Raw genomic sequence first — 26735 nt, 5'->3', positions numbered from 1 at the left:
GTTGAGTTTGGTCACTTACATTATACATGAAAAAGGGGGTCATTGCTTTTTTATTCGTAAAAAGTGATGAAATCCTTGAAAATATAAGGTTTTAAACAAAAATAGGACTGTAAAACTTTACAGTACCCAGGAGAAAAAGGGGATTGAAAAATGACATATGAAGCATTAAGAAGTCAGGCAGATTTTGTTGTCAGGACAGATGAAACAGGTAAACAAGTACTAGAAGCAAGCAGATCAACAGTATTGATTCCTAAAATTCACTGGAATGGTGTAGGGATCAAATGGCTCGATGAAAGAGGGAAAGAAAATAATGATTAAAGCAGATACAAGGACAATGAGTGTAGAACTTGAAGAAACGGTTTTGGACCAGTTATTAGAGTTTTCTATGATTGTACGGAGCCTGAAAGAAAGTTTCCCAGAGGAAGCAAAAGAAGAACTGCGACCTATATTCGAGATTTCTATAACGGAAGATAGCGAAGAACAAGTGGTTGAGAAAGTTGGAAAGAGGTTATATGAAAAGATATGAAAAAGGCAGTGATAGATTTAATAGCTTCAAGAATGGTTGAAGACGATACGGAGTTAACCATCAGAAACGAACAGCATAAAATTCTGGCAAAGGGAGAATGGTGGAAGGACAGAATATACCCATACTATTTGTCCAAAATGAAAGGATTTCTTTGGACGGATAGCAACAAGATTATCATTGATATAAAAGAATAAGAACACTCCCGGAACATCCGGGAGACTCTAATGCAGGCGGCAGGGATGCCAGGCGGTCACAACCCCGTAGTAATGCAGAGTGGAGTAACTGATAAACAAAGGGATTAGAAGTGTGATGTAACTATTAACAAAGGAAAGAAGAAAGTAGGAGGAACGATGTTTAGTACGATAATTGTAAATGATAGCAAACCAAATGAAAAGCCGGAATGTTTACAGGGAGATATGGCTTTGGTGATTACCGCAAAAAAGTAGAGCAGAACTACGAAACTGCAACAGCGATAAATCTGTCAAAAGAAGCGGGAATGGGAATGGAGATGTTCGCAAACATTGGAATAGCTGTGAGGCATGCAATTGATACGATGTATAAAGATAATAAAGAAGCTGGAAAGCTTGCATTAAAAGTATTTACAAAAGGATTTAATAAAACAGTAGGCGAAGTAATGGTTTTAGAAACGAGAGAAGAAGGGGGACGTTTAGATGAGTAAAGAAAATATAAAAAGGCTGCATGAAACGATTGCTTCGATTATAGCGGAGCGGGAAAACGTGAAAGTTACTGTCGAGATAAACAAAAAAGAAGAATCGGCAGCGTAAGGAATGCAAGATAAAAAGAAAGAAAATAAAGTAAAGATTATCAGATGGACAAACATGGAATTAGAGTGTTTTTATGGAGATTATGTGGAAGCGGTAGCTTATGCCAGGAAAAAGGCAGCGGAAACCGGACTGGATTACATAATAGCATAACAAAGGAGAGCATCCAAAAGCAGCGGATGCTCTCTAGTGTCAAATTAAATATGAAATGCAATTTCATCATATCAAATCTGACACAGAAAAGCAAGCATAAAAACCATGAAAGAAACTGATTTTTAAAGCATTTTAACAAATTTGCCGTCCTCGTAATACATAGTAACAAGTGGTCGAAATATATAATAGCAGGTAAAGCAATGGGTAAGTGTCAGATAAAGAAGGATAAGAGAAAAAAGAATAGAGGAATGCGTCTTTTAGAATATGACTATGAGTCTGCTTACAATAAATCTTTAGAGGATATGGAAGAATGGATGACACAACAGTTATTCAAACGCACAAAGACGAACTATGCTCTAAAGACTATTAAAGCAGGGGAACAGTTAGAAGTAGAAATCTATCCTATCTTTGGAAAGAAAGAAGATATTCCGGAAGAGGGAAGAGTGAAGAAGAGTAATAGAGAAGCACAGGGGAGACTGAACGATAAGAATGCAAGAAAGAGAGTAGAACGTCTTATCAATGCAAACTTTGGTAACGAAGACCTCTGGTGTACGTTTACATACGATGATGAACACCTTCCTGCGGATGGGGATATAGATGCAGCACTAAAGAATGTAAAGAGGTTTATTAAAAGACTGAATTACAGAAGAAAGAAGCTTGGCTTACCAAATTGTAAGTATATCTATGTAACGGAATATAACCCTGATGCTAAGATCAGGTGGCATCACCATGTTGTTATGGATGGATTACTTGACCGGGATACAGTAGAAAAGACATGGAAATGTGGAAAACGTAGTCAGATCAGGAGACTGGAAAAGGATGAGAATGGACTTTCTGGCATGGCGAACTATATTGTAAAAGAGAAAGACAGAATTCGTTCAGAAAAGCGATGGAACTCATCACAGGGATTAAAGCAGCCAGAAGTAAAAGTGGTAAGGAATAAGCGGCCACAGGCAAAGAGTGGAAATTATAGAAAGATAGAACGCTATGTGAACGACATGGTTCGGAATGAAAACACAATCAAAGAACAGATGGAAGCGTGGTACCCGGAATATGATTTCACATTTGCAAAGGTTTATTACAATGATTTCAACACACGCTATTACATATATACGAGGTTGCGAAAGCAAAAGGATTAAGGAGGATTATAAGCAGATGGAAAGAATTAGCAAAGAGGAAAGATTAAGACTAGAAGGCATGGCACAAGCGTACAGAATCGCACAGACAAAAGGAATGGAAGGGTTAAAGCAGGATATTGAAATGCGTAAAGCAACAGGAATCCCAGTAGGAGTGAGCCCGTCAGCGATAGATGAAAGTATCAGAAGAATCAAAGAAAATATAGTTGATACGGTTAGGATTCTGGCAGCGATGACCCTAAGAGATGAATTTGGTTTCGGAAAAACACGCTTAGATAGATTCGTGCAGCGTTTTAATTTAAAAACAGAATGCCTGCAGGAAGAATATGTGACTTGGGAAGATATGACGAAGGCACTAAAGGAAGAATTAGGGATAACATTCGAGATTCGAAAAAACGAAGACAATGTTACAGACACGCAGGCATACCGCCAGAAAAGGCATTATAACCGAAGTGAAAAGAGAGCGGCTAGAAAATTCCAGAAACAAAGAGAAAAGAAAAGAGCATAGAAGGGAGCAGGGATTATGAGAACGATAGCAATAATGTCACCAAAAGGCGGTATCGCAAAGACAACCAGTGCGGACACCATCGCTTATATTTTGGGGGAACAGGGGAAAAAGGTGCTTTTGATTGATGCAGATCCGCAGGGGGATACATCAAAGGTATATGGAAAGTATGACCCAGAAGGAGAAGGGCTTTCCGGATTATTAGAAAATCATACATATGTCGGTGGAGAATATAATACCTGGCATTTTATTGAGCAGACACAATATGAGAATATTGATATTATCACAGCGAATGGATATTTGATGCAAACCGATATGAGCTTACGCCTGGAAAGAGAAAAAACACAGATAGAGCGTTTAAAAGAAATGCTTAAAGAAGTAAATAACCTCTATGACTATTGTATCTGTGACTGTGGTCGTTTACTCGACATGGTAGTTATCAACGTGCTGATCGCCGCAGAGATGGTGATAGCTCCGGTGAAGCTAGGCGGTTTTGAGAATGAAGCGATATATAACTTGCAGGAACAGCTTGACGATCTCCGCGAATTGAATGAGAAATTGCATATTAAAGGCATTATCACCATGCGGCAGAAAAATAAAACAACCCTGGAGTTTGAACAGTGGATGAAAGAGCAGTCCGGCTTTGAGATGTTCGAAACATCGGTCCGCCGTTCGATTGTAGTAGAAAAGGCATCTATGGCAATGAAACCACTTCCGGCCTTTTCGAAGAATGGTATTGCAACGAAAGACTATAGGGCGGTAGTTGAGGAATTATTACAGGAGGAATAAGATGCAGTTAGTTCAAAGAAGAAAGAAAATGTCCTCTATGGAAAAGATGAATAAGGATCTCGGTATTAAGCCGGGAGCGGTCTATTACATGGATGGACCGAAGATGCGAGGAGAGGAAACAGCACCGAAAAAGGTGACTGTAAAAGAGATTTATCCGCACATGATTGTTGTAGAAGATGAGAGAGGATTCCGAACGGGGATAACAGCAGCATCTGCGGCGGTAGATTTGAGGAAGACAAAGAAGAAAAAGAAAGTTTCGCATAGCATCCCGAAGGAAGAAAGGAGGTAGACATGGCAACAGGTTTTTCAGTGCTGGATACACTGAACAAAAATAGCAAAAGGGGAATAGATACAACACCAAAGGCGCGCTTTCGCACAAAGGATATATCTATTCATAAGATTTATTCGAACGTTAAAAACTTTTATCCGCAGGAAGGAATAGAAGAGAAAGCAGATGAAATATTAGCAGTAGGATTGATTGATAATCTGGCAGTTATGTATGAACCGTCAGAAGAGGGAGAATACAAGTTAATTTCCGGGGAGAGACGGTGGAGAGCTTTAAAGTTACTCGCAGAACGTGGCTATACAGAATATGAGCTTGTAACCTGCCAAGTTAGGAATCCAGCAAATGAACACGAGGAAAAAATAGAGCTGATTATTGCAAATAGTAGCAGAAATAAAAGCGTTGCTACCTTGCTTCGGGAAGAAAGAGAACTAAAAGAAGAATTAGAGTACTTAAAAGAAAATGGAATGAAAATCCATGGACGTGATTTAAGTCAAGGAAGACTTAGAGATGTGATTGCATCCATGCTGCATGTTTCTAAGACGAAGATTGCACAGATGGAAACGATTAATAAAAATCTTATTAAAGAGTTTAAAGAAGAGATAGATAAAGAGAATATAAACTTTTCAACAGCTTATGAGCTTTCCGGAATGAGTGAAGAACAGCAAAAAGAAGCTTTACAGAGATTAAAAGATAATGGGGAACTATCACATAAAGAAATTAAAGAGATGAAAAGCGAAAAGTTAGAAGAAAAGGCGGTGCCAGATTATGACACCGAAGAAAAACCGGAGGAAGTGGTAGAAAAATCTGAATCAAGGATAGTGAACTACGATCAAGAATTAGATCAGGAAGAACCAGAAGAATATGAGGAACCACATCCAGTAGGCATCACATCACTTTGCTATAACTGTAAAAGATACCTTGAGTGTAATGTCCGAACTTCCACCTGTACGTCCTGCGACAGATACATTAATAAAACCGAAGCAGAGAAAACGGAAGAGCAGAGATATTCGGAAGAACAGGATAGAATAGACAGAGAGACAAAAAGAAAATTACAAGAGCTTCACGATGAAAAGAAAATGGAGATTCTTCCAAGCGAACGAAAGAGAAAAGAAATAGAAGAAGCAACGGACAAACTGTGCGGCTATGTGTGTGATAAATTATGCAGCAATAGAAAAGCTGTAGAATTAAATACGAAAAATAGCATGTACAAGGAAGAAGAAATGAATAATTACTGCTACGAATGTGAACTTATGAATTATGTGCAGGAATTAAAAGATGCATACGAGAAAGATTACAGAAAATAAGCTGGACACACCTCCAGGAAGGTTTTACACATATTACACGCAACTTATTAACGGTTCCATGAAGGAGCTATATGTCATTGATACGATACCTCGGTAAAATACCGGGGTTATCGTTATTTACTAGCGAGGGGGATAATATGAGTGAAGAACACAAAACATTAGAACGTATGCTTGCACAAGGGAAGGTTTCACTGCATGAATTTGAGATGAGATTAACCTTGGATTTTGAAGAATTAGGACAGCAGCTTATGAATGGCGAAATAACACCAGATGAACATGTTGAAAAATATAATGAACTGGTAAAGATGGAGAGAAATCCGTTTGGACCGCCACAAAAACATGAACACATTTGATTATTTAATGGTGTCAGAATCTGACACAGAGGGAGGGAAGATATGACAGAGAAAGAGAACCTTGAAAGATGCGGTGACATTGATGTACTGATAAAAGACCTCGAAAGGCGAATAGAAAAGACCGAACAGGAAATAGCGGAACTGTCAGAAAAAGTAGTAGCTGATTGCGTTCGTGGTGGTAGCGGCGGAACACGATTATATAGGCTGGAAGGAACACAGGATACAACGATCGAAAAAAGAAGAAAACTGTTAGAAGAAAGAATCAATAAACTGAATGAAACAAAACTGGAGAAAGAAATAATACTAAATAGAGCATATACATTTCTTGACACGGTGCGTTCTACAGAGATCAGGATGATGCTCCAGTATTTTTACATAGATAATTTATCCTGGTACAAGGTAGCGATAAAGATGGAAAAAGAGACGGGAAAAAGTTATTCAAAGGCACAGTGTCAGATGCGTTGTACAAGATTTTTGAAAAATATTGAGGAAAAAGCAAAAAAAAAATTAAAATGTTATCCAATGTTATTTTTATTTATGTTATTTTTATAATGAGCAAAAAAATAATACCTGATTCCCCAATACAGGTATTATTATTGCTTGGCTTATAATCCCAAATAAAAAGTGTGAAAAAGACATCCTGCTTGCAGGGTGTCTTTTTCGTATTCGTATGCAGAAAGGAAGACACGATGATTGTAAAAAAAGTAGCAAAGACGACAAACAAAAAGTGGCCCGTCAAAGCTGTTTTACAGAAACCGGATAAGAAGACGGTAATAATTAAAATACCGGATAAAAAGCAGAGTAAATCTGTTTTTGTAAGAAGTCATGGTTGTTCCTTAGAAGCGATTTCAGTAGCGTTACAGTTACAAGGAATCAGGAAAACACCAGAACAGATTCGCGAATGGTGTCGCACGCATTTAGCCGGATATAATGGCTCAAAAGTGACAGTGTTTGGAGCGGCAAAAGTAATTAATGGGATTACCGGGAAGAAAGTTGCGGTGTGGCACTCAAACACAGGTAAGAACAACAAGAAGGTAAGGCAGAATATTAACCGGGCATTAAAACAAGGAAAAGTTGTTTTGTTTGAGCAGAAAGACCCTATTCACACTGTAGTATTTCTGGGACATAAAAATAAAAAATTACAGATTGCTACCTATGGGGGTGTTCACAACGGAACAGTAGCCGGACAGGTATCAAAGAAAGCCCTGCATGGGAAAGCAGGTGCGGCACAGCAGCATAATTACTTTTGTGGTTCTTCTGGAGCGGCTGGCTATGTGACAGTGAAAGGGGGAAGTTAATGGATGGAATTGGACGAGAAGAACACGAAGAATTCAAACAACGAATAGAGGATGAACTTAATCGTATTAACCACAGACTTAAAGGCTTTGATGAAGTTACAAAACAAATATCAGATCTTGCACTTTCGATACAGAAACTTGCTATATCAATTGAAAATATGGTTCAGGCACAAAATAGGCAGGAACAAAGATTGAACGAATTAGAAAGCCGCGATGGTGAACTATTAAGACAGATTATAACATGCAGCATTACAGCGTTTGTGGGCGGAATTATCGGTTATGCTCTAAAGAATATAGGGCTTATGTAGGAGGACAAGATGTTTGAAAATAGTGTATTAAGAAAAAATGTTGACACAAGAGACTGGTTAGCAGGTGCAGCGAAAAGAGCAGTAAAGACAGCGGCACAGACTGCAGTTGCATTAATTCCGGCAGCAGTAACGATTACGGCGGTAGATTGGAAAGCTGTAGTAGGAACGGCAGCATTAGCAGCGGTAACTTCATTTCTTACTTCAATCGCCGGAATCCCGGAAGTGATGAGTGATTATGAACAGGAGGATGAAGCGTGAGCAAATATTATCCAGACATCTCGCATCATGAAAAAGTAACGGACTGGAATAAAGTTATAAAAGCCTGTCCGTTTATTATCACGAAAGCAACACAGGGATTAACATTCATTGATCCGTTGTTAGGTACCGTAATAAAGGAATGTGAAAAAAGAAAGAAACCATATTGGCTGTACGCTTATTTGAACAGTGGCAAAGAACTTGCACAGGCGAAATTCTTAGTGGAAACGTGCAGAGAAAGAGTTGGAAAGTATTTCGTTGGTTATATTCTCGATGTGGAATGTAAGGAAGGGAATAACGTAGCAGGTGTTAGAGATGCTCTTAAATACATCAGCAATCTTGGCTATAAGTCAATGATCTACACCATGTATGCACAGTATACAAGATATAAGAGTGTTATTGATAAGCGGCCAAAGAACTGTGCCTGGTGGGAAGCGAGATATGGAAAGAACAATGGAACATACAGTAAGAAGTATCCGGCACATAAAGGCGTTGACTTCCATCAGTTCACAGAACGAGGAAGCTGTCCGGGGATGAGCGGTGAGATCGACCTTAATAGACTGACCGGAACAAAAGCGGAAAGCTGGTTCACTGACCCGAAGATAAGCAATGAAAAGACAAAGTATCCAGGAACATTTCCAGCATTACCACCACGTGGTTACTATCAGTGCGGCGATGGATACGAAACAATGAAAGACTATACAACACAGATCAGGAGAGTACAGAAACTACTTAACTGGGTGATGGATGCAGATATCAAAGTAGATGGAAAATACGGAGTGGATACAGCGGCATTAGAAACGAAGCTACAGAAAAAATATGGATTGCCTGTTAACGGTAAGTTTGGAGATAAGTCACTTGCAGTATGCAAGAAAGTAAAGAAGTAATGAACGATGCAGAGATTGTAAGCAAGGAGCTAGAAAGAGAATACACAACGGATAAGCTTAGAACATGGATAGCAGAACTCGCAAAGCAGGATGCAATGTGGAAGTTCTATAAGTCTCCGGCATTTCGGAGATTGAGAGCGGCAGTGCTTCGATCACAGCATTATGAATGTCAGCTTTGTAAAGCACATGGCAGGATTCGGGCGGCAGATACAGTGCATCATGTAAAGCATGTAAGGGATTACCCAGAGCTTGCCTTGTCAGCTTACTATTATGAGCAGGGAACAAAGAGGAGACAGCTTGTAGCAATATGCAAAATATGTCACGCATTAGAACATCCAGAGAAGCTAAAGGATCATAAAACAGAATCGCTGACGGTCGAACGATGGTAATGACTCCCCCACACCCCCAAACCCCTTCCTCATGGGAGGGACGATACAACAGGGGGCGGGGTCGACAATTTAAAATTTTTGCAAATGCGCGTGAGGGGTGGTGGTCATAATGGCAAAAAGTAAGGAAAAAACAGCGGATTCTATTAAAAGAGAGAAGAAATTTAAGCAGTTAAAAGCCGATTTATTGAATCAGTTGGAGCGTTCTGGGAATGAAAAAAGCTATTATGTTGACCTCATAAACGATTATATGCACCTATATATTACTAAAACGCTCTTACAGGAAGACATAAATGTACGGGGTGTCAGGGTTAAATACGACAATGGGGGAGGACAGTGTGGATTTAAGAAAAATGATTCTGTTGAACAACTCCTAAAGGTAAATACGCAGATGCTTAAGATACTTGAAGCATTAGAAATCTCTCCCGATGTAGATGATGATTTAGAAGACGATGAGTTGTAAGATACATTCTGCGATACAGGAATATATAGACATTGTAGAACAACAGATACACCCCTGCTGCAAAGACCAGATAGCATTAGTTAAGCATATTAAAGATTGTTTTGCGATGGAAGAAATCTATATAGATACCGAAAGGGCAGATAAGTATTTAGGTCTGCAAAAATATTTTCCGTATAAGTTTTTTCCATGGGAAAACTTCGTGACACTGCTCCATCTCTGCACGTTCTGGGAAAAAGATAATTTGCCACGCTGGCCGGATTTGTTCTTGATGGCTGGTCGAGGGGCCGGCAAAGACGGAGTGATAGCTTACGAGGCGATGTGTCTTGCATCCCCTTATAATCCAGTGACGGAATACGATGTAGATATTTGCGGGAATGGAGAAGAACAGGCAATGCGGCCAGTAGAAGATCTTGTTGGATTCTTCGAACTGCCGGGACAGACAAAAAAACTAAAAAGGCATTATCACTGGACAAAACAAACGATAAAGTCGAAAAAAAACCGGGCAAAAATCAGAGGACGTACAAGTAATCATAAAACAAAAGATGGATTGCGGTCGGGGATTGTAATGTTTAACGAAGTACATCAATATGAAAATTATGACAATATCAATGTATACACAACTGGTCTTGGAAAGAAAGCAGAGCCACGATCCGGATATTACACAACAAATGGAGATGTACGAGAAGGACCTCTTGATGATCTGATCGCACAGGCAGAAGGAATTTTATACAGTGGCAACGATGATTTAGGGATGCTCCCGGTACTGTTTCGCTTAGATGATGAAAAAGAAGTAGACTGTGAAGAAAACTGGACGAAAGCAAATCCGTCCCTTCCGTATCTTCCGCATTTGTTAGCAGAAACGAGAAAAGAATATCATACATGGAAAGCACACCCGGAACGACTTCCGGCATTCATGAGCAAAAGGATGAACCGACCAAGTGGTGTGAAGGATGCTGCAGTAACATCATGGGAAAATATCGCAGCGACAAACAAAATATTACCTGATCTGACAGGGTGGAGCTGTGTAGCAGGAATTGATTATGCGATGATTTCGGACTGGGTATCGGTTACGCTGCATTTTAAACGGGATGAGATGCGTTACGACATTAATCACTCCTGGATATGCAGTAAATCAAAGGATTTACAGAGAATCAAAGCTCCATGGAAAAGCTGGGTAGATAAAGGATATTGCACTTATGTTGATGATGTAGAGATTTCGCCAGAGATTGTAGCGCAATATATCCAGGAAGCGGGGAAACAGTATCAGATTGAAAAAGTAGCCCTGGACAGTTATCGTTACGCTCTCGTGGCAGAGTCATTAAAGAAAATAGGATTCTCTGCGGAAGATAAAAACCTACGTCTCATTACACGAAGCGATATCATGAAGTATGTCCCTGTAATAGATTCTTGCTTTGTAAATCAATATTATGCATGGGGAGACAATCCAGTACTTAGATGGGCATGTAACAACGCAAAATTAATTCCGTACGGAAAACAAAAAGGAAGAGACCAAGGGTCTTTTGTTTATGGAAAGCAAGAAGCAAAGTCAAGAAAGACAGACCCTTGGCTTTCGTTAGTAGCGGCACAGATCTGCGAAGATGAAATTGTAAATTATATTCCGGTAAAAGAGGGTGCAAAAGTGATTTTGACAATTTGACAATATAGGAAAGGAAACAGAAATGGGATTTGTAGAAAAATTAAAAGAAATTTTTCCGAGGAGCCAAATTACAAGACAAGGTACAGATGTTATATTTGTTGACCTTCCATCATCAATATACATCAAAGAACTTGCAATATACACAGCGATTTCTTTGATTGCAAATGCAGTTTCTCAATCAGAAATACGTTGCTATGAAAATAATAAGCAGACGAAAACAGAGGATTACTATTCGTTAAATATAAAACCGAACCCGAACGAGTCAGCCTCACAGTTTTGGCATAAAGTTGTTGAGCGGATGTTTCGAAATCCAGAAGGAGCATTATGTTTTATATCTAGAAGAAATCTGTATTGTGCAGATGAATTCTCGATTCGAGAGAAAAGACCATTTAAGGGAAATCTTTATGATGGGGTTGTTGTGGATGAATATTCATTAAACAGGACATTCAGTGCAAAACAGTGTTTTTTATTTCGACTAGAAAAAACACAGGCGAGAGGACTCATAGAAGGAGCATACAGAGAACTTAACGATGTTATTTCTACAGCCTTGCAGTCTTACCAGAACACAAACCAGGTGAAGTATATTTTTAAAGTAGATAGTATTCAAGCAGGAGACGAAAGATTCAATGAAGAATTTGAAAATTTCTTGCAGGAGGGAATTAAAAAATATACGTCCGGAGAATCAAAAGTATATGTACAGTACAGAGGACGGGAACTAACAGAAGCAGACAGAAAGCAGTCACAGAAAAACAGTGACGATATTGTGAAACTGATAGATGAAATCTTTTCAGTAACCGGAAAGGCTTTTAAAATTCCGGACTCACTTATGACCGGGAATATTAACAACATGGAGGAAGTAGTAAATGCATTTCTAACGTTTGCAGTAGACCCTGTGGCGGATGAAATCGGAAAGACACTCACAGGAGCGTATGGTTATGAATCATGGGCGAGTGGCAGGTACTATGAAGTAGATACGTCCAAAGTAGGTCATGTTGATGTGTTCAAGATGGCGGAAAAGATAGATAAATTAATTTCATCTAGCTTTATGTCTATTGACGAAGTGAGAGAAAGAGCTGGAGAAGACGCTATAAATGAAGATTGGAGTAAAAAGCATTTGCTTACAAAGAACTATCAAACAATAGATGAAGCATTAAAAGAGAATGGAGGTGGAACAGGAGATGGAAACAAAACCAAAGATGATGTTTAGAGTTGCACCAAGACAGGAAAGCAAAGATGAATATGATATGTATATCTATGATACCGTATCCGCACAGGGGCGGTTCGACTGGTCTACATGGACGATGCTCGAAAGCGAAACTTCTGCAAAGTTTTTCAGAAAGAAATTACAGGAAATCCCTTCTGGTGGGACAATAAATCTATACATCAATAGTAATGGCGGAGATGCACAGGAAGGTGTAGGAATCTATAACCAGTTAAAACGGCATGGGGCGACAATCAATGGATATGTTGATGGGAATGCGTACAGCGTTGCATTTCTAATTTTGATGGCGTGCGATCACAAAGCAATGAATCTTGGTACATCGGCATTGATTCATAATATGTGGATTACAGCATCGGGTAACGCATCACAGCTAAGGAGATATGCAGATGATTTAGACAAACTGATGCAGTCAAACAGACAGATTTTTCTTGAAGCATGTAATTATAGCATAAGTGAAGATGAATTAATTGAGATGATGGATGCAGAAACAATCCTTACACCGGATGAATGTCTGGAATATGGATTTATTGACGAGGTTATCCGCAAACGGAAAGAAGATGATCCGGAAGATGATCAGGAAGATGACCCAGAAGATGATCCAGAAGATGATCCAGAAGATGACCCAGAAGATGACCCAGAAGATGATCCAGAAGATGATCCAGAAGATGACCCGGAGGATGATCCAGAAGATGATCCAGAAGATGATCCAGAGAATGATCTGGACGATGAAAAAGAACTAATGCAGATGGCACAGAAAATGGAGTTTATCAGAAGCCGAAAACAGCAGAGAGCGCAGCGAAAATTTCACAGAGAAGTGAATATGTTATCGGGAAAGAAAAAAGGTCAGCAGAAAAAATATAAAAATGCAGACGGGTTCTTTAAACAATTTCTATAGGAGGAGAGATATGACACCAATTACAAATCCAGCAGTACGAGAAGCAGCGGCAGCGATGCAGGCAGCGTTAAAAACAGGCAGCGAAAAAGAAATTAATCAGGCATTTGAATTATTTAATGAAAGCGTAATTGAAGCGGTAAAAGAAGAAGCAAGCATGGGAAATGATGCGATTCTGGCAAGCCGCGGGCAGAGGGTATTAACAAGCCAGGAAAAGAAATTTTACCAGGCATGGATTGACAATGCAAAAAGCACAACACCACAGCAGGCATTCACAGACATTTTAGATGGCGGCATCCCAGAAACGATTATCCAGGATGTATACCGAAACCTTACGAATGAGCATCCTCTATTAGATGCAATCACGTTCACAAATGTAAATTATCTCACGAAATGGATTCTGAACGATCACACGAAACAGACAGCAGCATGGGGAACGATTACATCGGAAATTAAGCAGCAGATCAGTTCCGGCTTCAAAATTATTGAGATTGTACAGTGCAAGCTCTCCTGTTTTGCAGTACTTCCGAAAGATTTACTTGACCTCCCAAATGGTCCGACTTTCTTAGATCAGTACATTCGTACAATTTTAACGGAAGCGATTGCGGTAAGCTTAGAGGCGGCTATTGTATCCGGAGATGGACTTAACAAACCGATTGGATTGAACAGAAATATCAAGAAAGGTGTATCTGTGAATACATCCACAGGCTATCCTAAAAAAACAGCCATTAAAGTAACAAACTTCCTTCCAGAACAGTACGGAAAATTAGTTTCCAAACTTGTAAAAACAGAAGCAGGAACATATAGACAGTTAAAAGAAGATAGTCTGGCACTCATCTGTAATCCAGTGGATTATTATGAGAAGATTATGCCAGCGACAACAATCTTGACGGCAGCAGGAACTTATGCGGGGGATATTTTCCCAGTTAAAACACGACCGATTCAGTCAGCAGAACTCACAGAGGGAGAGGCAATTCTTTGTATTCCTTCCGAATACTTTGCGGCGATTGCATCGTCAAAAGAGGGAAATGTCGTATATGATGACTCTGTACAGTTTTTAGAAGATTGCAGGGTATATATGGTGAAGATGTTCGCAAATGGTCGTGCGTGGGATGATACAGTTGCTATTCTTCTCGATATCTCAAAGTTAGAAGCAGCTTATATTACTGTTCTTAACAAGGCAGAAACAGCAAGTGTTTAATGAGGGATAAATGAAAATGAATGCGACTTTGTTTGCACAGACAAAACGACAGTTGGATATTACGTGGTCAGATTCTGACACCGATAAAAAAGTAAAACAGATAATGTCTTCCGCAGAAGGCATTATCTCTCACCAGCTTGGTGTGAAAAACTTTGATTTTTCAGAACCGGGAATGGAGAATACCTTGTATCACGCTCTTTGCCTGTACCTGTGGAACAATGTTGAATTAAAAACATATTACGAAAATTACGGGGAATTAATACAGCAGACAAGGGCGAAACACGAAGTCGAGAGGATGGAAAATGCAGACGTATAACGATGGAGTATTGGAACTGTATGAAGATGTGAGTAAGAGAAGTAGTTTCGGTGCAAAAGAAAATGAAGCAAATTTGCAGTATATTTGTAAACTGAATTATGCAGAAATGTCGCAGAGACAAAAAGACTTAGAATTTGCAGAGCAGCAAGGCTTTTCTCTTAGTTTAAAAGTGAAGACTCCAAACTGTAAACTCATTAAGAGAAGAAAGAAGTTTAAGGCATTTTTAGAGGACGGTATATATGATGTTAGTTATTACGATGTGACAGCAGAAAATATATTTTTCTATCTTGAATATATAAGGGAAAGAGAATGATTTTAAATGAAATTGAAAGCAAACTAAAAGAAGTTGAAAAAGCAGTCTATTACGGTCTCGCAGACGAAAGAAGCAAATGGAATTATATTGTATTTTCACGCCAGAAAATGACACGCTCACAGAATAAAACGGGGGATACAATGTATTACTCTGTTGCGATTGTCCGGGAAAATTACATAGAGGAAGGAATAGAGGAAAAGGTCATTAAAAAGATGGAAGAGATTCCAGGAATGAAAAGAGCGCAAAATGATATTTCTTACTCATATGTAAAGAAACCGAACACAAATATTGTGATAGAAGTAGCGGAAATCATTTTTTGTAAAGCAGTGAAAATATAAGGTGGTGGTAGGATGAATTTCGCATTAGATACAAGTGAAATCGAACGACTGCACGAAGCAATAGCACAATTTGGCAATGATGCAAGAAACGCAATAAACGAAGTATTTCACAACGAAACACTTTTACCTGTATCGGCGAGTATTGTAGCAAAGATACATCCATCAGGCCGCACATGGGCGAAAAAAGCCGTATCAGCTACACAGACACAACCTTTTCGGAATGAAAACGGTAATTTGTCCGTTACAATAAAAAATAAATCGAAATATCAATATTTGTATTTTCCGGACGATGGAAGTAATACAAGGCAGCATATAGGTATGCAAGACTTCATGGTAAGAGGAGCGGAAGAAGTAGCTCCAGAGATTATTGATATGTGCATGGATAAGATTATGAAAGAGTGGTGAATGAAATGACAGACAGAGTATATTCAGAATTTGAAGTCCGGGAACAGGGCATTAAATTTAAAGGAAAAGACAGCTATGTATCTTCTTCTTGTGTTGGAACATCAGAAGAAGAACTGGAAGTGAAGACTATCACAAAAAAATGCAGGGGAGTTGTGAAGAAAACAAAAAGCAAAGGTACAGGAACAGGTACATTAAAAGAGTCTTTGCATATACCGTATGATGTTTTCGTAGAAGCATATGGCATGGATTTAAGCGGATTAAAACCGGGAGTATATGCTTACGGAACAGATTCAAAACATAAAGAAATGTCTATTGTACAGCGTGTATATGACGAAGACGATGTTATGAAGCTGAAAGCTTACCCGAACTGCATTATCAAGAGCAATATGGCGAGAAAAGTCGAAAACGGCGCAGAAGAAGTAGCAGAAACAGAGTTAGAGATTTCCGTAATGCCAGATGATTACGGAATTGGAATGTATGAAATGATTGCAGACGAAAAAGCTGATCGGGAATTGATAGAAAAGTGGATGACAGAGTTTACACCAGATTTGGTACATACGGTAGTAGTTGCAAGCGAAACGGGGGATGAATAAAGATGAAAAAAGAATTGATGATAAAGAGTGGAGTTACAACCATGAAAACTATTGATGGCGAAAGTTTTAATTTGACACTGAATTTTCGCTACCTGTACGAATTAAGAAATAAAAATAAAGAACAGTATGACAAATATTTCGCCGTCCTTGAAAACGGAATACAGGAATTATTTGATTCTACAACAATCCTATACACAGCGTATTCGTGTGCCTGCCTCATGGAAGAAAAAGAAATTATTCCGTATGAGGAATTTTTAGAAAAGCTACAGCCGGATAGCGGTCTTATTTCAAAAACAGCGATGGAGTTGATTCGACCTAAAAAAAAGTAGATTTCAAGAATGCTTTTAAACGAAATAACAAAGGGAAAAAAGTTTCGGTACCAAAATTCAAATTGCAGGATATTGAAGATTATTACACCTATTATGTTATGATTCTTGGAATGAGTGAGAAATTGTTTTGGGAAGCGGATTATTCATTTATTATTTCTGTAGCAGAAAATAAAAATGCCTTTGACTCCTGGTGCAATTATGAAAGAGAAAAAATGAGCAGGAGATGAGAAAGTGGCAACAAGTAAAAAAGAAGCAAAAGTAAAATTTAGTGCGGAAACGCAGCAATTTGATACAAATCTTAAAAAAGCGGAAAGCAGCTTAAAAACTCTGAATGCAGAAGCAAAACTCAATGAAGCTGTATTCAAAAATGGCGGCGATAAGATGGAGTATATGGAGCAGAAATGCAATATTCTTACCGCACAGATAGGCGAACAGATAATAAAGCAAAATGAGTTAAGCAATGAAATTGAAGTTGCAAAAAGAATCTTCGGGGAAGATTCAGAGGAAGTTGCAAATCTGGAAAGAAAGTTAATTCAGGCAAGTACAGCACAGAATAATTTTCAGGTGAAATTAAAAGCCGCCAATCAGGAAATGGAAGCAGAAAAAGAAGCTACTAATTCAGCATCAACTGCATTAGAAAGCCTATCACAAACAATTTCACAACAGGAAGCGGAACTAACAAAACTAAAAAGTGATTTATCAAACGCTTTTTTAGAATATGGAGAAGCATCGCCAGAAGTGAAAGAGCTGGAAAATGCTGTACAGCAGCTTTCAACAGAATTGAATCAAAATCAATCAAAGCTTTCAGCAGCTAAATCAGCGGCAGAAGATGCGGCGAATGCAATGGATGATTTAGGGGATGCAGCAGAAGGAGCAGGAGATTCTGCACAAGCATCTGGAGAAGGCTGGACGATCACGAAAGATATTATTGCAGATTTTGCGAAAGATGCCCTAAAAAGTGCAGCGGAAGGATTTAAAGAACTGGCAACCGAAGGGGAGCAGGCATTAAACAAATTAGATGCAGCCACAGGGGCATCCGATTCGCAGATGCAAAAATACAAAGAAGTTATGAAAGACGTGTACAACAATAACTTCGGAGATTCTATGGACGATGTAGGAGAATCTATGTCAACTATATTGCAGATTATGGGGGACATGGATAAAGATTCTTTGCAAGGAGTGACAGAAAATGCCTTGTCGTTGCGAGATGTATTCGGCATGGATGTATCAGAATCGGTTCGGGCGGCCAATTCCTTAATGGACCAATTTGGAATATCTTCTGATGAAGCTTTTAATTTGATCGCACAGGGCGCACAGAATGGTTTAAACCAGAATGATGATCTACTTGATACGATCAATGAATATTCCGTACAATTTGCTTCCGCCGGATTTAGTGCAAATGATATGTTTAACATGCTTGCAAACGGTGCTAACCAGGGAACTTGGTCTATTGATAAGTTAGGTGATGCTGTAAAGGAATATAACATCAACTGGAAAGATGGAACTGCTCATGATTCTCTGGAAAAACTCGGATTCAATGCAGATGAGATGAGCAAGAAGATGGGAAAAGGCGGTAAAGAAGCTGGACAGGCAATGCAGGAAGTTATTGCAGCAATCATGAAAACAGAAGATGAACAGGAACGTTACCAACTCGGACAAGCCATTATGGGAACCATGTGGGAAGATTTGGGCGAAGATGCCGTCAAAGCTCTTATGAATACAAATGGAGAGATTGATAAGAGCAAGAAAGCGATGGACGATGTAAAGAGTACTGCATATGATGACATAGCTTCCAGCGCAGAAGGACTAGGCAGAACTTTAAAAAATGACATTATTTCTCCTGTAGTGGATACCTGTGAGCCTGTAATAAAAGACTTTCTAGGCTATGTTAATCAAAATCTTCCAACAATCGAACCGATTCTTGTGGGCATAGGAACGGCTATAACAATTATAGGCGGAGCCATGACAGCAATAAAGATTGCAAGCATGATAAAAAATCTTGCTTTACTTGGTGGAGGATTAGCGGCAATAGGTGGACCGGCAACACTTGTGATTGCACTGATTGCAGCCGTTGCGGCCGGATTTGCATTTGCATATACTCATTCGGAAAAGTTTCGTAATGGATTCAATCAAACGGTTACGCAACTAAAAAATGATGCAGTGGGATTGTTTAACGGTACAGTATCAGCAATAACAGGAATTCCAGGAAGTGTCTCGAAGATATTTACGGATACGACAAATAAGGTGGGAACGGCTGTTACAGGCATGGTAACAAGCGTGAGTAATAAATACACTGAAATAAAAAACAGGGCATCCGCGGCAGTTACTGGGATGAAAACAGCAGTAGTAAATAAGTTTACCGAAACAAAAAATAAAGCAGTTTCTACGGTTACCGGGATGAAGGCATCAGTAGTAAATAAATATACCGAAGTCAAAAATAAGGCCACATCCACAATTACTGGAATGCGAACAGCGGTGGTAAATAAGTTTACTGAAACAAAAAATAAAGCAGTTTCTACGGTTACCGGGATGAAAACGGCCGTAGTGAATAAATTCACTGAAACAGTCAACACAGCAGGACAAAAATTCTCTTCTTTAAAGAAAAAGATTATTTCTCCGGTGACGGATGCAGTTTCTAAAGTAAAAAGCCTTATTGATAAAATGAAAGGATATTTTCATTTTTCATGGTCTTTGCCACATTTAAAAGTTCCTCATATAAGTATCAGTGGAGGATTCTCGATCAAGCCACCACGCGCACCGAGTTTTAGTGTTACATGGAGAAAAGAAGGTGTAATCTTTACAAAACCAACTCTGCTTAACGGTGGAGCGGCCGGAATACAGGGAGTTGGAGAAGCTGGATATGAAGCAGTTCTCCCGTTGGAAAGGCTTAGAGAATTTGTAAGCGATGCAATGTTAGAATTTACGAGATATATTCCACAGATAGATTACGACAGGCTTGCACAGGTGCTTAAAGAATCAATGCAAGGAATGAATAATGTAATAGTGTTCAATAGAAGAGAGATTGGAAGAATGGTAAGAGAGTTTATATAGGAGGCTATGATGGAGTTATATTACGAAAACTCAAAAGGTGAAAAAGTAAACCTCATGGCAAATGGCATATATGCACAGAATCCGGAAAAGCTCATAGAAAGTGAATGGAAATATAATACAATTTCAAATATTAATGGAGTAGGAAGAATCAAAAATTTTTATAGAGAAATTCAGGAAACTTCATTAACACTCTCGATAATGGCAGATACAAAAGAAGAATATAACAAAATATTAGAGCAACTACACCGAATTACAGAGTATGATGTGAGAAAAAATGTTCCTGGCCGGCTATGGTGGAATGATTTTTATAAAAGCGTGAATTGCTATGCAACATCATATGATGATTTTGACGAACTATTTGAGTGCGTAGAAAAGGAAATAAAATTCGTATCCACAGAGCCGGTGTGGATACGGGAAAAATTTTTTTCTTTCAGAGAAATGGAAAGCACACAGATAGACGGAGATTATTGCTTTGATTATGATTTTGATTATATTGCCAGTACAGCGAATATATACTTCGAAAATACAAGCATTGCAGAATCGAATTTTGAAATGACGGTATATGGTCCTTGTGATGATCCAGAGATTACAATAAATGAACATAGATATATTATATATATTTCATTACTGGAAAATGAATATGCAAAAATTGATTCCAAAACACGAAAAATTATAAAAACATCCAGATATGGTGAGGTAGAAAATATATTTCATTATCGCGACCGGGATAATAATATTTTTGAAAAAATACCGGATGGAGAAAATACGGTTTCCTGGTCGATGGAAAGAGGTTTTGACTTGAAAATATATGATGAGCGAGGAGAACCGATATGGATTTAATTTATGCAGATGAAAAAAGAAAAGACATAGGCATACTTGAAAGTTGCTCGTACGATCTGGCATATGGAGAAGATGAAAATGATTTTGAGTGTGTAATAACAAGAGCGAATCATTGTTGCAAAGATAATTATATTATCTATGTTGAAAATGAAGAGTATGGCGGAATCATAGATGAAATTGGTGTAGATACAGAAAAGGATGAAATAAAATACTGTGGGCGGACATGGCATGGAATCTTAGATAAAAAGATTATATGTCCGGATGAAGGAATGGATTATGCAACGTATGCTGGAAATGCGAATGAAGTTCTAAAAGAAATTATTGAGAAAATAGGTGCAGGAGATCTATTCAAGGTGGAGGAAGAAGAAACTGACATCTATATAGACAATTACCAAATGGAAAGATACGTATCTGCGTATAAAGGTATTCGGCGCATGTTACGAGCGAATAACGCAAAGCTTAAAATGCACTATAGAAAAGGATATGTATACTTACAAGCAGTTTCTTATTGTGATTATAGCACAGATGAAGAATTTAATACTTCACAAGTGGATTTTTCAATCACAAAAAAATATAACATAGTAAATCATCTCATATGTATGGGACAGGGTGACTTGAAAGACAGGAAAATTATACATTTGTTTGCAGATGAAAATGGAAACGTACAGCCGTATTCGTTGCTAGATCAGCCGTTGCAAGACGATGATTACATTGTCGATCACAGAAACCAAGTACTTGTGCAGGAAAATGAAATTACAGAAAATCTTGATTATCCAAATGCGGAAGCAAAGAAAAATTATATTATGCTCGATACAGAACCAGCAGACTGGGGTGATAATTGCAATGATTATTTTTATTTGAAGTCGGACTTACAGGAAGATGGAAGTGAAAAAACATCCTACGAATCTGTAGAAAAAGAGAAAAAAGATGTATATAAATTAATTGAGAATAAGCCGGAAAACTGGACATTAAATTATGATAGCTATTACATGATAGATACAGAAGACGGGGAATACACCGGAGTAAAAGCAGTAGATGCCTATGTTTTGCAGACGAGTAGACCGTCTGACTGGGGAAAAAATTTTGGAGCTTACTATAAGAAAAATGATGAGGGAAAATATTCTGGGGTATCCGGGGTAGATCAGTATATTCTTCTTGCAAAAAAACCATCTAACTGGGATCAAAAATATAACGAATATTATCAAAAAGAAGTGGATGAATATGGACATGCGACAGGAGGTTATACGGGAGTTTCGCCACGAGTAGAAAAGAAATATGTAAGGCAAAAGGAAAAACCTAAAAATTGGAACGATTATTATAGCGCATATTTCTACAGATATAATGATGGATACAATAAAGATGAATATAGAAGCATTTCCAGCGTGCAAAAACCGCATAAAAAAATGCAAACCCAAAAACCAACTGACTGGGCAAAAGGATTCAAAAATTATTATATGAAAGACAGCAATGGGAAATTCAAAAATGTTGAAGGAACTGGAAAAGGAAAAAAGACCGCTCCCAAATGGCGTAAAAATAAGTATTTTACAGAGATAACACTGACTAGCGTTCCTAGTTTTAATAAACAAGCGGTCTACAGAGAAATTTCAACAGATTACGCCCCATTGTGGACAGGTAATACTTATTATGTGAAAACAGAAGACAATGCCCCGGTGTGGATAAACAATACTTATTACACAAAAAATGAGAAAGTAGCTCCTGAATGGAATTCGGGAAGATACTATGCAAAGGAAGAAGCTCAATTTGCTCCAGCATGGCAAGCTGGAATATATTATAGACAAGTATTAGATTACTATGCCACATTAGTTGAAAAAGGGCTGGAAAAGATGCAGGAATATTATAATGCAGACGTTTTAGATATTGACCTGGAAGAAACAGAACAAGTTTATGATGTTGGCGATATGGTAGGAGCAATGGACGAAGTAACCGGAATAGAAACGGTACAGGAAGTGACAAAGAAAATTATTAGCATAAAAGATAATAATACAAGTATCACTTATGAGGTAGGGAAATATGGCAGTTGATTTAGTAACCGGATATGCAGGAAAACCACATGTTTCCGCTGCGGATACAGGAGCTTTTAATGCAGGAGTGATTGGCAGTGGAAAATATGTATTAAATATGTGGGATAATTTTGCTTATGAATTAATTTCGAATAATGAAATTAAAATAAAAAGCGGAAGTTTAGTTAACCAGGGAAGAAATATCAATATAGCAAACAAGGATGCAGAAACCCTTACAATTCAGACAGGCGAAAATGGTCTTAAACGATATGATATTGTTGCTATGAGATATCAGAGAGACAAAAAAACACAAATAGAAACAGCATCACTTGTGATCGTGAAGGGAACTCCTTCAGAAAATCCGAAAGACCCGGAGATACAAAATGGAAATATTTTAAATAGCGATTACACAGATGATTATGCACTATACAGGATAAAATTGAATGGAATATTGGTTGAAGGAGTAGAACAGTTATTTGAAGTCTTAACTCCATTAGCTGAGGTACCAGACTTGTTAGATAGTATTACAAGTAAAATGTTAAATAAAGTATATCCTGTTGGAGCGGTTTATCTGAGTATAGGAAATATATCACCAACGATTTTATTTGGAGGAACATGGGAAAAAATAGAAGGAAGATATATTTTAGCTGCTAATAATACAGATAAAGCAGGAAGCAGAGGAGGAAAGGAAAAGATAACATTATCGAAAGAAAATCTTCCAGCGCATTCGCATACGGGAGCAAAACATACCCATGCTGTTCCTGCTCACGCACATACAATAGCACAACACTCACATAATGCATCTTGTGGTAGTGGGGGAAGCCATTCGCATAAAGGATATTATCGTTCTGATTCGAAATCAGGAGGCTCGCAACATAGACAAGGAAGCAAAGCGACACACAATGGATTAACGGATGGATTAATAACGCAAGAAGCGGGAAGTCATAGCCATTGGATTGACGTTAAAAATGGCGGTCCGACTAAAACAGGGGATGGTGGAAATTGCACCACTGGAGAAGCAACAGGGACTACAGGAACAGTGGGAGAGGGAAAACCTATTGACGTAAAGCCGCTGTTTGTTGCTGTTAATATGTGGATTCGTACTGCATAATACGGATAAGGAGAAAAGCGATGTCAGATAATTTTGAATTAAATAATACATATGAAGTTAATGAAAATTATAGCGATCCACAAGTGTTTATAATTGGACAGGAAAAAGCAATACCGGAAATAACGGGGCAGCTATTGATTGCTGGAGAGAATAATGCACAGAGTATTAATTTTGAGATGGACCGTTATTACGATGGTATAGATATATCTGATAAACAGATAAATATTTTATACTCAGCGCCGCAGGGATATGCTGATATATGCCATCCAATTAATGTGAAAAAAGGTGAAGACAAAATTCGTTTTACCTGGGTAGTTCCAGCGCATGCGGTTATGGGAGCGGGTGAGCTAATTTTCTCTGTGGAATTTGTTGGGGATGATTACGTACTAAAGACTTTATCCTGTATTCTCGAAATAGAAGACGGAATGCTTGGACATGAGCTTGTAAGTCCACCAGAGGATAAAGAGTGGTATCTTGAAATGCAAAGCTTGTGGGAAAATCTAAAGGAAACAGAAGCAACAAGAGTAGAGTCGGAAACATCGAGGGAACAAGCAGAAAAATTAAGAGCGCAAGCGGAAACATCGAGGGAACAAGCAGAAAAATTAAGAGTGCAAGCGGAAGCATCGAGGGAACAAGCAGAGAGAAAAAGAGAGAGTGCAAGTGGAGAAGCTATAAAAAAAGTAAATACAGCATCAGAAGCATCGGAGAAAGCAACAAATAAATGTGAAGCGATAACAGAAAAAGCAACAATAGCATTGCAAAATCAGGATCAGTTAGAAGCGACATTGAATTCTGCGATACAGATAAAGCAGGCGATCACACAGAGTCAAGAGGCGGTAGAGGCAGCTAGAAAAAAAGTGGAAGCTGACAAAAAAGAAATTAATGATACAATTCAGAATTCACTTTTAGAGTCCGCAAATGAAATTCTGAAATCGGTGAAGAATTATTTCAATAGAGCGGAAGCTCTATACGAAAGCTTATACATCGAATGTGATGGGGAGTCCCCTCAATCAAGAGCTATATCAATAGTGACCATTGATGCGGCTACCCCTCAGATCAGAACAAAAGAAGTAGGCATAGACTTTGATGGAGGAACACCTATGTCAAGAAGTCTGGCTGTATAATAATATGCAAATAATTCCAACATTATGGAATTACAAGGAAAAAACAACAAAAACGATACGTTTTGTGATATTATTGCAAACGCAAGGGAAAGGAGATAGTATGGCAGCAATCAGACCTTGCAGCGGCAAGACCGCAGATTGGAAAGCTGTTGAGGATGCCTTGATACTCAAAGACAGGGAAATCGGCATTGAGACGACAGAAACAGGAAAAGTATTGATTAGAATGGGGGATGGTAAAAACAAATTTTTTGACCTTCCGATTATTGTAAACAACGCAAAATATGATGAAGACCTCAAAACAATAGAAGGATACATGGAAAAGGTGAATAAATTCTCCAATACAATGACAGAATCTTCAAACGCAGCGAATAAGGCAGCGACTACAGCGAACGCAGCCGCACAGACGGCTACAGCAGCTGCTACAGCGTGTGAAGGAATTGTAGATGGACTTAACACTATGGTAGATACGGTTACAAAAAAGAGTTGCGTTTTATCGGTAGAAGATGGAATTTTAACAATAAGGGAGGCTTAAAAAATGGCAAGTGGAGATGTGATTGTAAGAGTGGCGGATAAAGAAACAACCGACAAAATATTAGCGAATACAAATGCACTTTTGGCGAGCTTAGAAGATGAGACAAGAGTAAAAGATATAAAGCGATATGGATTAAAAATCAATAAAAATGATAGTAACCCGGCAACACGCTGTACATATCTTTTCGATGCAGTCGGTAAAACCCCGGCGGGCATGAATTATGCAACTGGAGAATTTGATTTTGGAGATTGGGCGGATGTGTTTTTTGTAAAAAATAATTATCCGGCAATGGTTCGGTATGATGGAACGGAAGATTATAAATTAGATCCAAACAACCAGACAAAAAAAGCTGACGGAACAGAATCGGACATTTCAAGCGTAGATTACGGCGGAAATGCAATGAGCGTATTTGATGGCAGTGGAGATAAGGGCAAGATATGGCTTTCACAGTTTGAAATCGGAAATTATGAGTACATGATTATTTCTAATGCACAATATGATGAATCATATAATGATGATGCATATGTGAGAGAAGATGGTTCACATGCAGATAAATTATATTATCCTATGTTCGGCGGCTCGTTTGATGGTACAAGACTTAGATCTCTTGCAAATCAGACACTTATGTATGGTGCAAATACAACAACGGAAATCACAAGAGCGAAGGCAAATGGAGATGGATGGAGTATCGGTTCCTGGAGCAAGAGAAACTTACTGGACTGTATGCTTAAAATTATTTCAAAGACAGATAATTCACAGACAGCATTTGGACAGGGACAGACAACGGGATATGTTGATGATGCCTCGCAGAACTATGGACATCTTCCGACAGGAACCCTTGCAGATAAGGGACAGTTTTTTGGATATAGTGATGAAACTCATGAAGTTAAAGTATTCTATATCGAAAAATGGTGGGGCAACCGTTGGGATAGAGTTAATGGTCTTTTAATGGTTAAAGGAGAAATTCTTGCAAAAATGAGACCACCATACAATTTGACGGGAGAAGGCTTTGAAAAAGTTGGAATTACATTCACGGGAAATAGTAGTGGATGGCAGAAAAACACAAAGTCGAGCCGATTTGGCCGAATTGTTAGTTCGGTCGGAGGCAGCAGTAGCACATACACATGTGACTATTTTTGGTGGAACGCCGGAATAACTGCGGTCGCCCATGTCGGCGGTGACTGTGCCTATGGCGATTCTTGCGGTGCGGATTACTTGAGTTTGTACAGTTCTGCGGGCTATGCGAACTGGGACCTCGGTGCGTCCGTTTTCTTAGAACAGCCTATCGCTGCGTAAGCAGCAGGGGGAGGAACGGAGGGGGAACGCCTCCGCTATTCCCGCCGTTAGGCGGTGTGGTCG

35 protein-coding genes are annotated in these 26735 nt (G+C 38.7%); all 35 read left to right on the top strand.

Going from position 1 to position 26735, the window contains the following annotated elements; genetic code table 11:
- Positions 1-150 precede the first annotated feature (150 nt).
- The 35 genes from FYJ25_RS09145 (at position 151) to FYJ25_RS08975 (ending at position 26672) form a co-directional block, all read left to right on the top strand.
- Positions 151-318 (top strand): hypothetical protein, encoded by a 168-nt coding sequence (locus FYJ25_RS09145; protein ID WP_154581123.1) that lies wholly within the window; start codon positions 151-153, stop codon positions 316-318.
- Positions 311-526: a hypothetical protein gene (locus FYJ25_RS09140; protein ID WP_154581122.1), complete on the top strand. Its 216-nt coding sequence runs from the start codon at positions 311-313 to the stop codon at positions 524-526. The genes FYJ25_RS09145 and FYJ25_RS09140 overlap by 8 nt, the downstream gene beginning before the upstream one ends.
- Positions 523-720: a hypothetical protein gene (locus FYJ25_RS09135; protein WP_154581121.1), complete on the top strand. Its 198-nt coding sequence runs from the start codon at positions 523-525 to the stop codon at positions 718-720. Before FYJ25_RS09140 ends, FYJ25_RS09135 begins: the two co-directional genes overlap by 4 nt.
- A gap of 206 nt (positions 721-926) precedes the next feature.
- Positions 927-1205 (top strand): hypothetical protein, encoded by a 279-nt coding sequence (locus tag FYJ25_RS09130; protein ID WP_154581120.1) that lies wholly within the window; start codon positions 927-929, stop codon positions 1203-1205.
- 109 nt (positions 1206-1314) lie between these two features.
- Positions 1315-1461, top strand: a complete 147-nt coding sequence (locus FYJ25_RS09125; RefSeq protein ID WP_154581119.1) for a hypothetical protein — start codon at positions 1315-1317, stop codon at positions 1459-1461.
- Positions 1462-1661: 200 nt separating this feature from the next.
- Positions 1662-2600 (top strand): rolling circle replication-associated protein, encoded by a 939-nt coding sequence (locus FYJ25_RS09120; RefSeq protein ID WP_154581118.1) that lies wholly within the window; start codon positions 1662-1664, stop codon positions 2598-2600.
- A 16-nt stretch (positions 2601-2616) separates the two neighbouring features.
- Positions 2617-3105 carry a hypothetical protein gene (locus tag FYJ25_RS09115; protein ID WP_154581117.1) on the top strand — a complete coding sequence of 163 codons (489 nt, stop codon included), beginning with the start codon at positions 2617-2619 and terminating at the stop codon, positions 3103-3105.
- A 15-nt stretch (positions 3106-3120) separates the two neighbouring features.
- Positions 3121-3891 (top strand): ParA family protein, encoded by a 771-nt coding sequence (locus FYJ25_RS09110; RefSeq protein WP_154581116.1) that lies wholly within the window; start codon positions 3121-3123, stop codon positions 3889-3891.
- Position 3892: 1 nt separating this feature from the next.
- A complete protein-coding gene (locus FYJ25_RS09105; protein WP_154581115.1) occupies positions 3893-4180 on the top strand; it encodes a hypothetical protein in 288 nt (95 codons plus the stop codon).
- Between the two features lie 2 nt (positions 4181-4182).
- On the top strand, positions 4183-5481 hold the full coding sequence (locus FYJ25_RS09100; protein WP_154581114.1) for a ParB/RepB/Spo0J family partition protein: 1299 nt from the start codon (positions 4183-4185) through the stop codon (positions 5479-5481).
- A 137-nt stretch (positions 5482-5618) separates the two neighbouring features.
- Positions 5619-5834: a hypothetical protein gene (locus FYJ25_RS09095; RefSeq protein WP_154581113.1), complete on the top strand. Its 216-nt coding sequence runs from the start codon at positions 5619-5621 to the stop codon at positions 5832-5834.
- Between the two features lie 42 nt (positions 5835-5876).
- Entirely contained in the window at positions 5877-6386 is a 510-nt protein-coding gene (locus FYJ25_RS09090; RefSeq protein ID WP_154581112.1) for a hypothetical protein, read from the top strand.
- A 137-nt stretch (positions 6387-6523) separates the two neighbouring features.
- Positions 6524-7132 carry a calponin homology domain-containing protein gene (locus FYJ25_RS09085; protein WP_055182295.1) on the top strand — a complete coding sequence of 203 codons (609 nt, stop codon included), beginning with the start codon at positions 6524-6526 and terminating at the stop codon, positions 7130-7132.
- A complete protein-coding gene (locus tag FYJ25_RS09080; RefSeq protein WP_154581111.1) occupies positions 7132-7440 on the top strand; it encodes a hypothetical protein in 309 nt (102 codons plus the stop codon). Before FYJ25_RS09085 ends, FYJ25_RS09080 begins: the two co-directional genes overlap by 1 nt.
- Positions 7441-7449: 9 nt before the next feature.
- The gene (locus FYJ25_RS09075; RefSeq protein WP_154581110.1) at positions 7450-7698 is read left to right on the top strand and encodes a holin; all 249 of its coding nucleotides are present in this window, start codon (positions 7450-7452) and stop codon (positions 7696-7698) included.
- Positions 7695-8582: a GH25 family lysozyme gene (locus FYJ25_RS09070; RefSeq protein ID WP_154581109.1), complete on the top strand. Its 888-nt coding sequence runs from the start codon at positions 7695-7697 to the stop codon at positions 8580-8582. Before FYJ25_RS09075 ends, FYJ25_RS09070 begins: the two co-directional genes overlap by 4 nt.
- Entirely contained in the window at positions 8561-8971 is a 411-nt protein-coding gene (locus FYJ25_RS09065; RefSeq protein WP_205677391.1) for an HNH endonuclease, read from the top strand. Before FYJ25_RS09070 ends, FYJ25_RS09065 begins: the two co-directional genes overlap by 22 nt.
- Before the next feature lie 109 nt (positions 8972-9080).
- Positions 9081-9431 carry a P27 family phage terminase small subunit gene (locus FYJ25_RS09060; protein WP_055182305.1) on the top strand — a complete coding sequence of 117 codons (351 nt, stop codon included), beginning with the start codon at positions 9081-9083 and terminating at the stop codon, positions 9429-9431.
- Positions 9421-11088 (top strand): terminase TerL endonuclease subunit, encoded by a 1668-nt coding sequence (locus tag FYJ25_RS09055; protein WP_154581108.1) that lies wholly within the window; start codon positions 9421-9423, stop codon positions 11086-11088. Before FYJ25_RS09060 ends, FYJ25_RS09055 begins: the two co-directional genes overlap by 11 nt.
- A 22-nt stretch (positions 11089-11110) precedes the next feature.
- Positions 11111-12295 (top strand): phage portal protein, encoded by a 1185-nt coding sequence (locus FYJ25_RS09050; RefSeq protein WP_154581107.1) that lies wholly within the window; start codon positions 11111-11113, stop codon positions 12293-12295.
- Positions 12267-13205, top strand: coding sequence for a head maturation protease, ClpP-related (locus tag FYJ25_RS09045; RefSeq protein WP_167513803.1), 939 nt, complete (start codon positions 12267-12269; stop codon positions 13203-13205). The genes FYJ25_RS09050 and FYJ25_RS09045 overlap by 29 nt, the downstream gene beginning before the upstream one ends.
- Before the next feature lie 10 nt (positions 13206-13215).
- Positions 13216-14403 (top strand): phage major capsid protein, encoded by a 1188-nt coding sequence (locus FYJ25_RS09040; protein WP_167513802.1) that lies wholly within the window; start codon positions 13216-13218, stop codon positions 14401-14403.
- Between the two features lie 10 nt (positions 14404-14413).
- Positions 14414-14719 carry a hypothetical protein gene (locus FYJ25_RS09035; protein WP_055182315.1) on the top strand — a complete coding sequence of 102 codons (306 nt, stop codon included), beginning with the start codon at positions 14414-14416 and terminating at the stop codon, positions 14717-14719.
- Positions 14706-15032, top strand: a complete 327-nt coding sequence (locus FYJ25_RS09030) for a hypothetical protein (protein WP_154581104.1) — start codon at positions 14706-14708, stop codon at positions 15030-15032. The genes FYJ25_RS09035 and FYJ25_RS09030 overlap by 14 nt, the downstream gene beginning before the upstream one ends.
- Positions 15029-15370, top strand: a complete 342-nt coding sequence (locus FYJ25_RS09025; RefSeq protein WP_154581103.1) for a hypothetical protein — start codon at positions 15029-15031, stop codon at positions 15368-15370. Before FYJ25_RS09030 ends, FYJ25_RS09025 begins: the two co-directional genes overlap by 4 nt.
- A gap of 12 nt (positions 15371-15382) precedes the next feature.
- Positions 15383-15775, top strand: a complete 393-nt coding sequence (locus tag FYJ25_RS09020) for a hypothetical protein (RefSeq protein WP_055182321.1) — start codon at positions 15383-15385, stop codon at positions 15773-15775.
- 5 nt (positions 15776-15780) lie between these two features.
- Positions 15781-16368: a phage tail protein gene (locus FYJ25_RS09015; RefSeq protein ID WP_154581102.1), complete on the top strand. Its 588-nt coding sequence runs from the start codon at positions 15781-15783 to the stop codon at positions 16366-16368.
- Between the two features lie 2 nt (positions 16369-16370).
- Positions 16371-16697, top strand: a complete 327-nt coding sequence (locus FYJ25_RS09010; RefSeq protein WP_154581101.1) for a hypothetical protein — start codon at positions 16371-16373, stop codon at positions 16695-16697.
- A 231-nt stretch (positions 16698-16928) separates the two neighbouring features.
- Positions 16929-19748 (top strand): phage tail tape measure protein, encoded by a 2820-nt coding sequence (locus tag FYJ25_RS09005; protein WP_154581100.1) that lies wholly within the window; start codon positions 16929-16931, stop codon positions 19746-19748.
- 6 nt (positions 19749-19754) lie between these two features.
- Positions 19755-20588 (top strand): phage tail family protein, encoded by an 834-nt coding sequence (locus FYJ25_RS09000; protein WP_154581099.1) that lies wholly within the window; start codon positions 19755-19757, stop codon positions 20586-20588.
- Positions 20579-22630: a hypothetical protein gene (locus FYJ25_RS08995; protein WP_154581098.1), complete on the top strand. Its 2052-nt coding sequence runs from the start codon at positions 20579-20581 to the stop codon at positions 22628-22630. Before FYJ25_RS09000 ends, FYJ25_RS08995 begins: the two co-directional genes overlap by 10 nt.
- A complete protein-coding gene (locus FYJ25_RS08990; RefSeq protein WP_154581097.1) occupies positions 22620-23720 on the top strand; it encodes a phage baseplate protein in 1101 nt (366 codons plus the stop codon). Before FYJ25_RS08995 ends, FYJ25_RS08990 begins: the two co-directional genes overlap by 11 nt.
- 20 nt (positions 23721-23740) lie before the next feature.
- Entirely contained in the window at positions 23741-24844 is a 1104-nt protein-coding gene (locus FYJ25_RS08985) for a hypothetical protein (RefSeq protein ID WP_154581096.1), read from the top strand.
- Positions 24845-24944: 100 nt separating this feature from the next.
- Positions 24945-25376, top strand: a complete 432-nt coding sequence (locus tag FYJ25_RS08980; protein ID WP_154581095.1) for an alanine-zipper protein — start codon at positions 24945-24947, stop codon at positions 25374-25376.
- A 3-nt stretch (positions 25377-25379) separates the two neighbouring features.
- A complete protein-coding gene (locus FYJ25_RS08975; RefSeq protein ID WP_154581094.1) occupies positions 25380-26672 on the top strand; it encodes a hypothetical protein in 1293 nt (430 codons plus the stop codon).
- The last annotated feature ends 63 nt before the right edge of the window (positions 26673-26735 follow it).

This window comes from Anaerobutyricum soehngenii (assembly GCF_009697165.1).
In the GTDB taxonomy this organism is placed as follows: Bacteria; Bacillota; Clostridia; order Lachnospirales; family Lachnospiraceae; genus Anaerobutyricum; species Anaerobutyricum soehngenii.
This window is presented reverse-complemented; position numbering and strand designations above follow the sequence as displayed.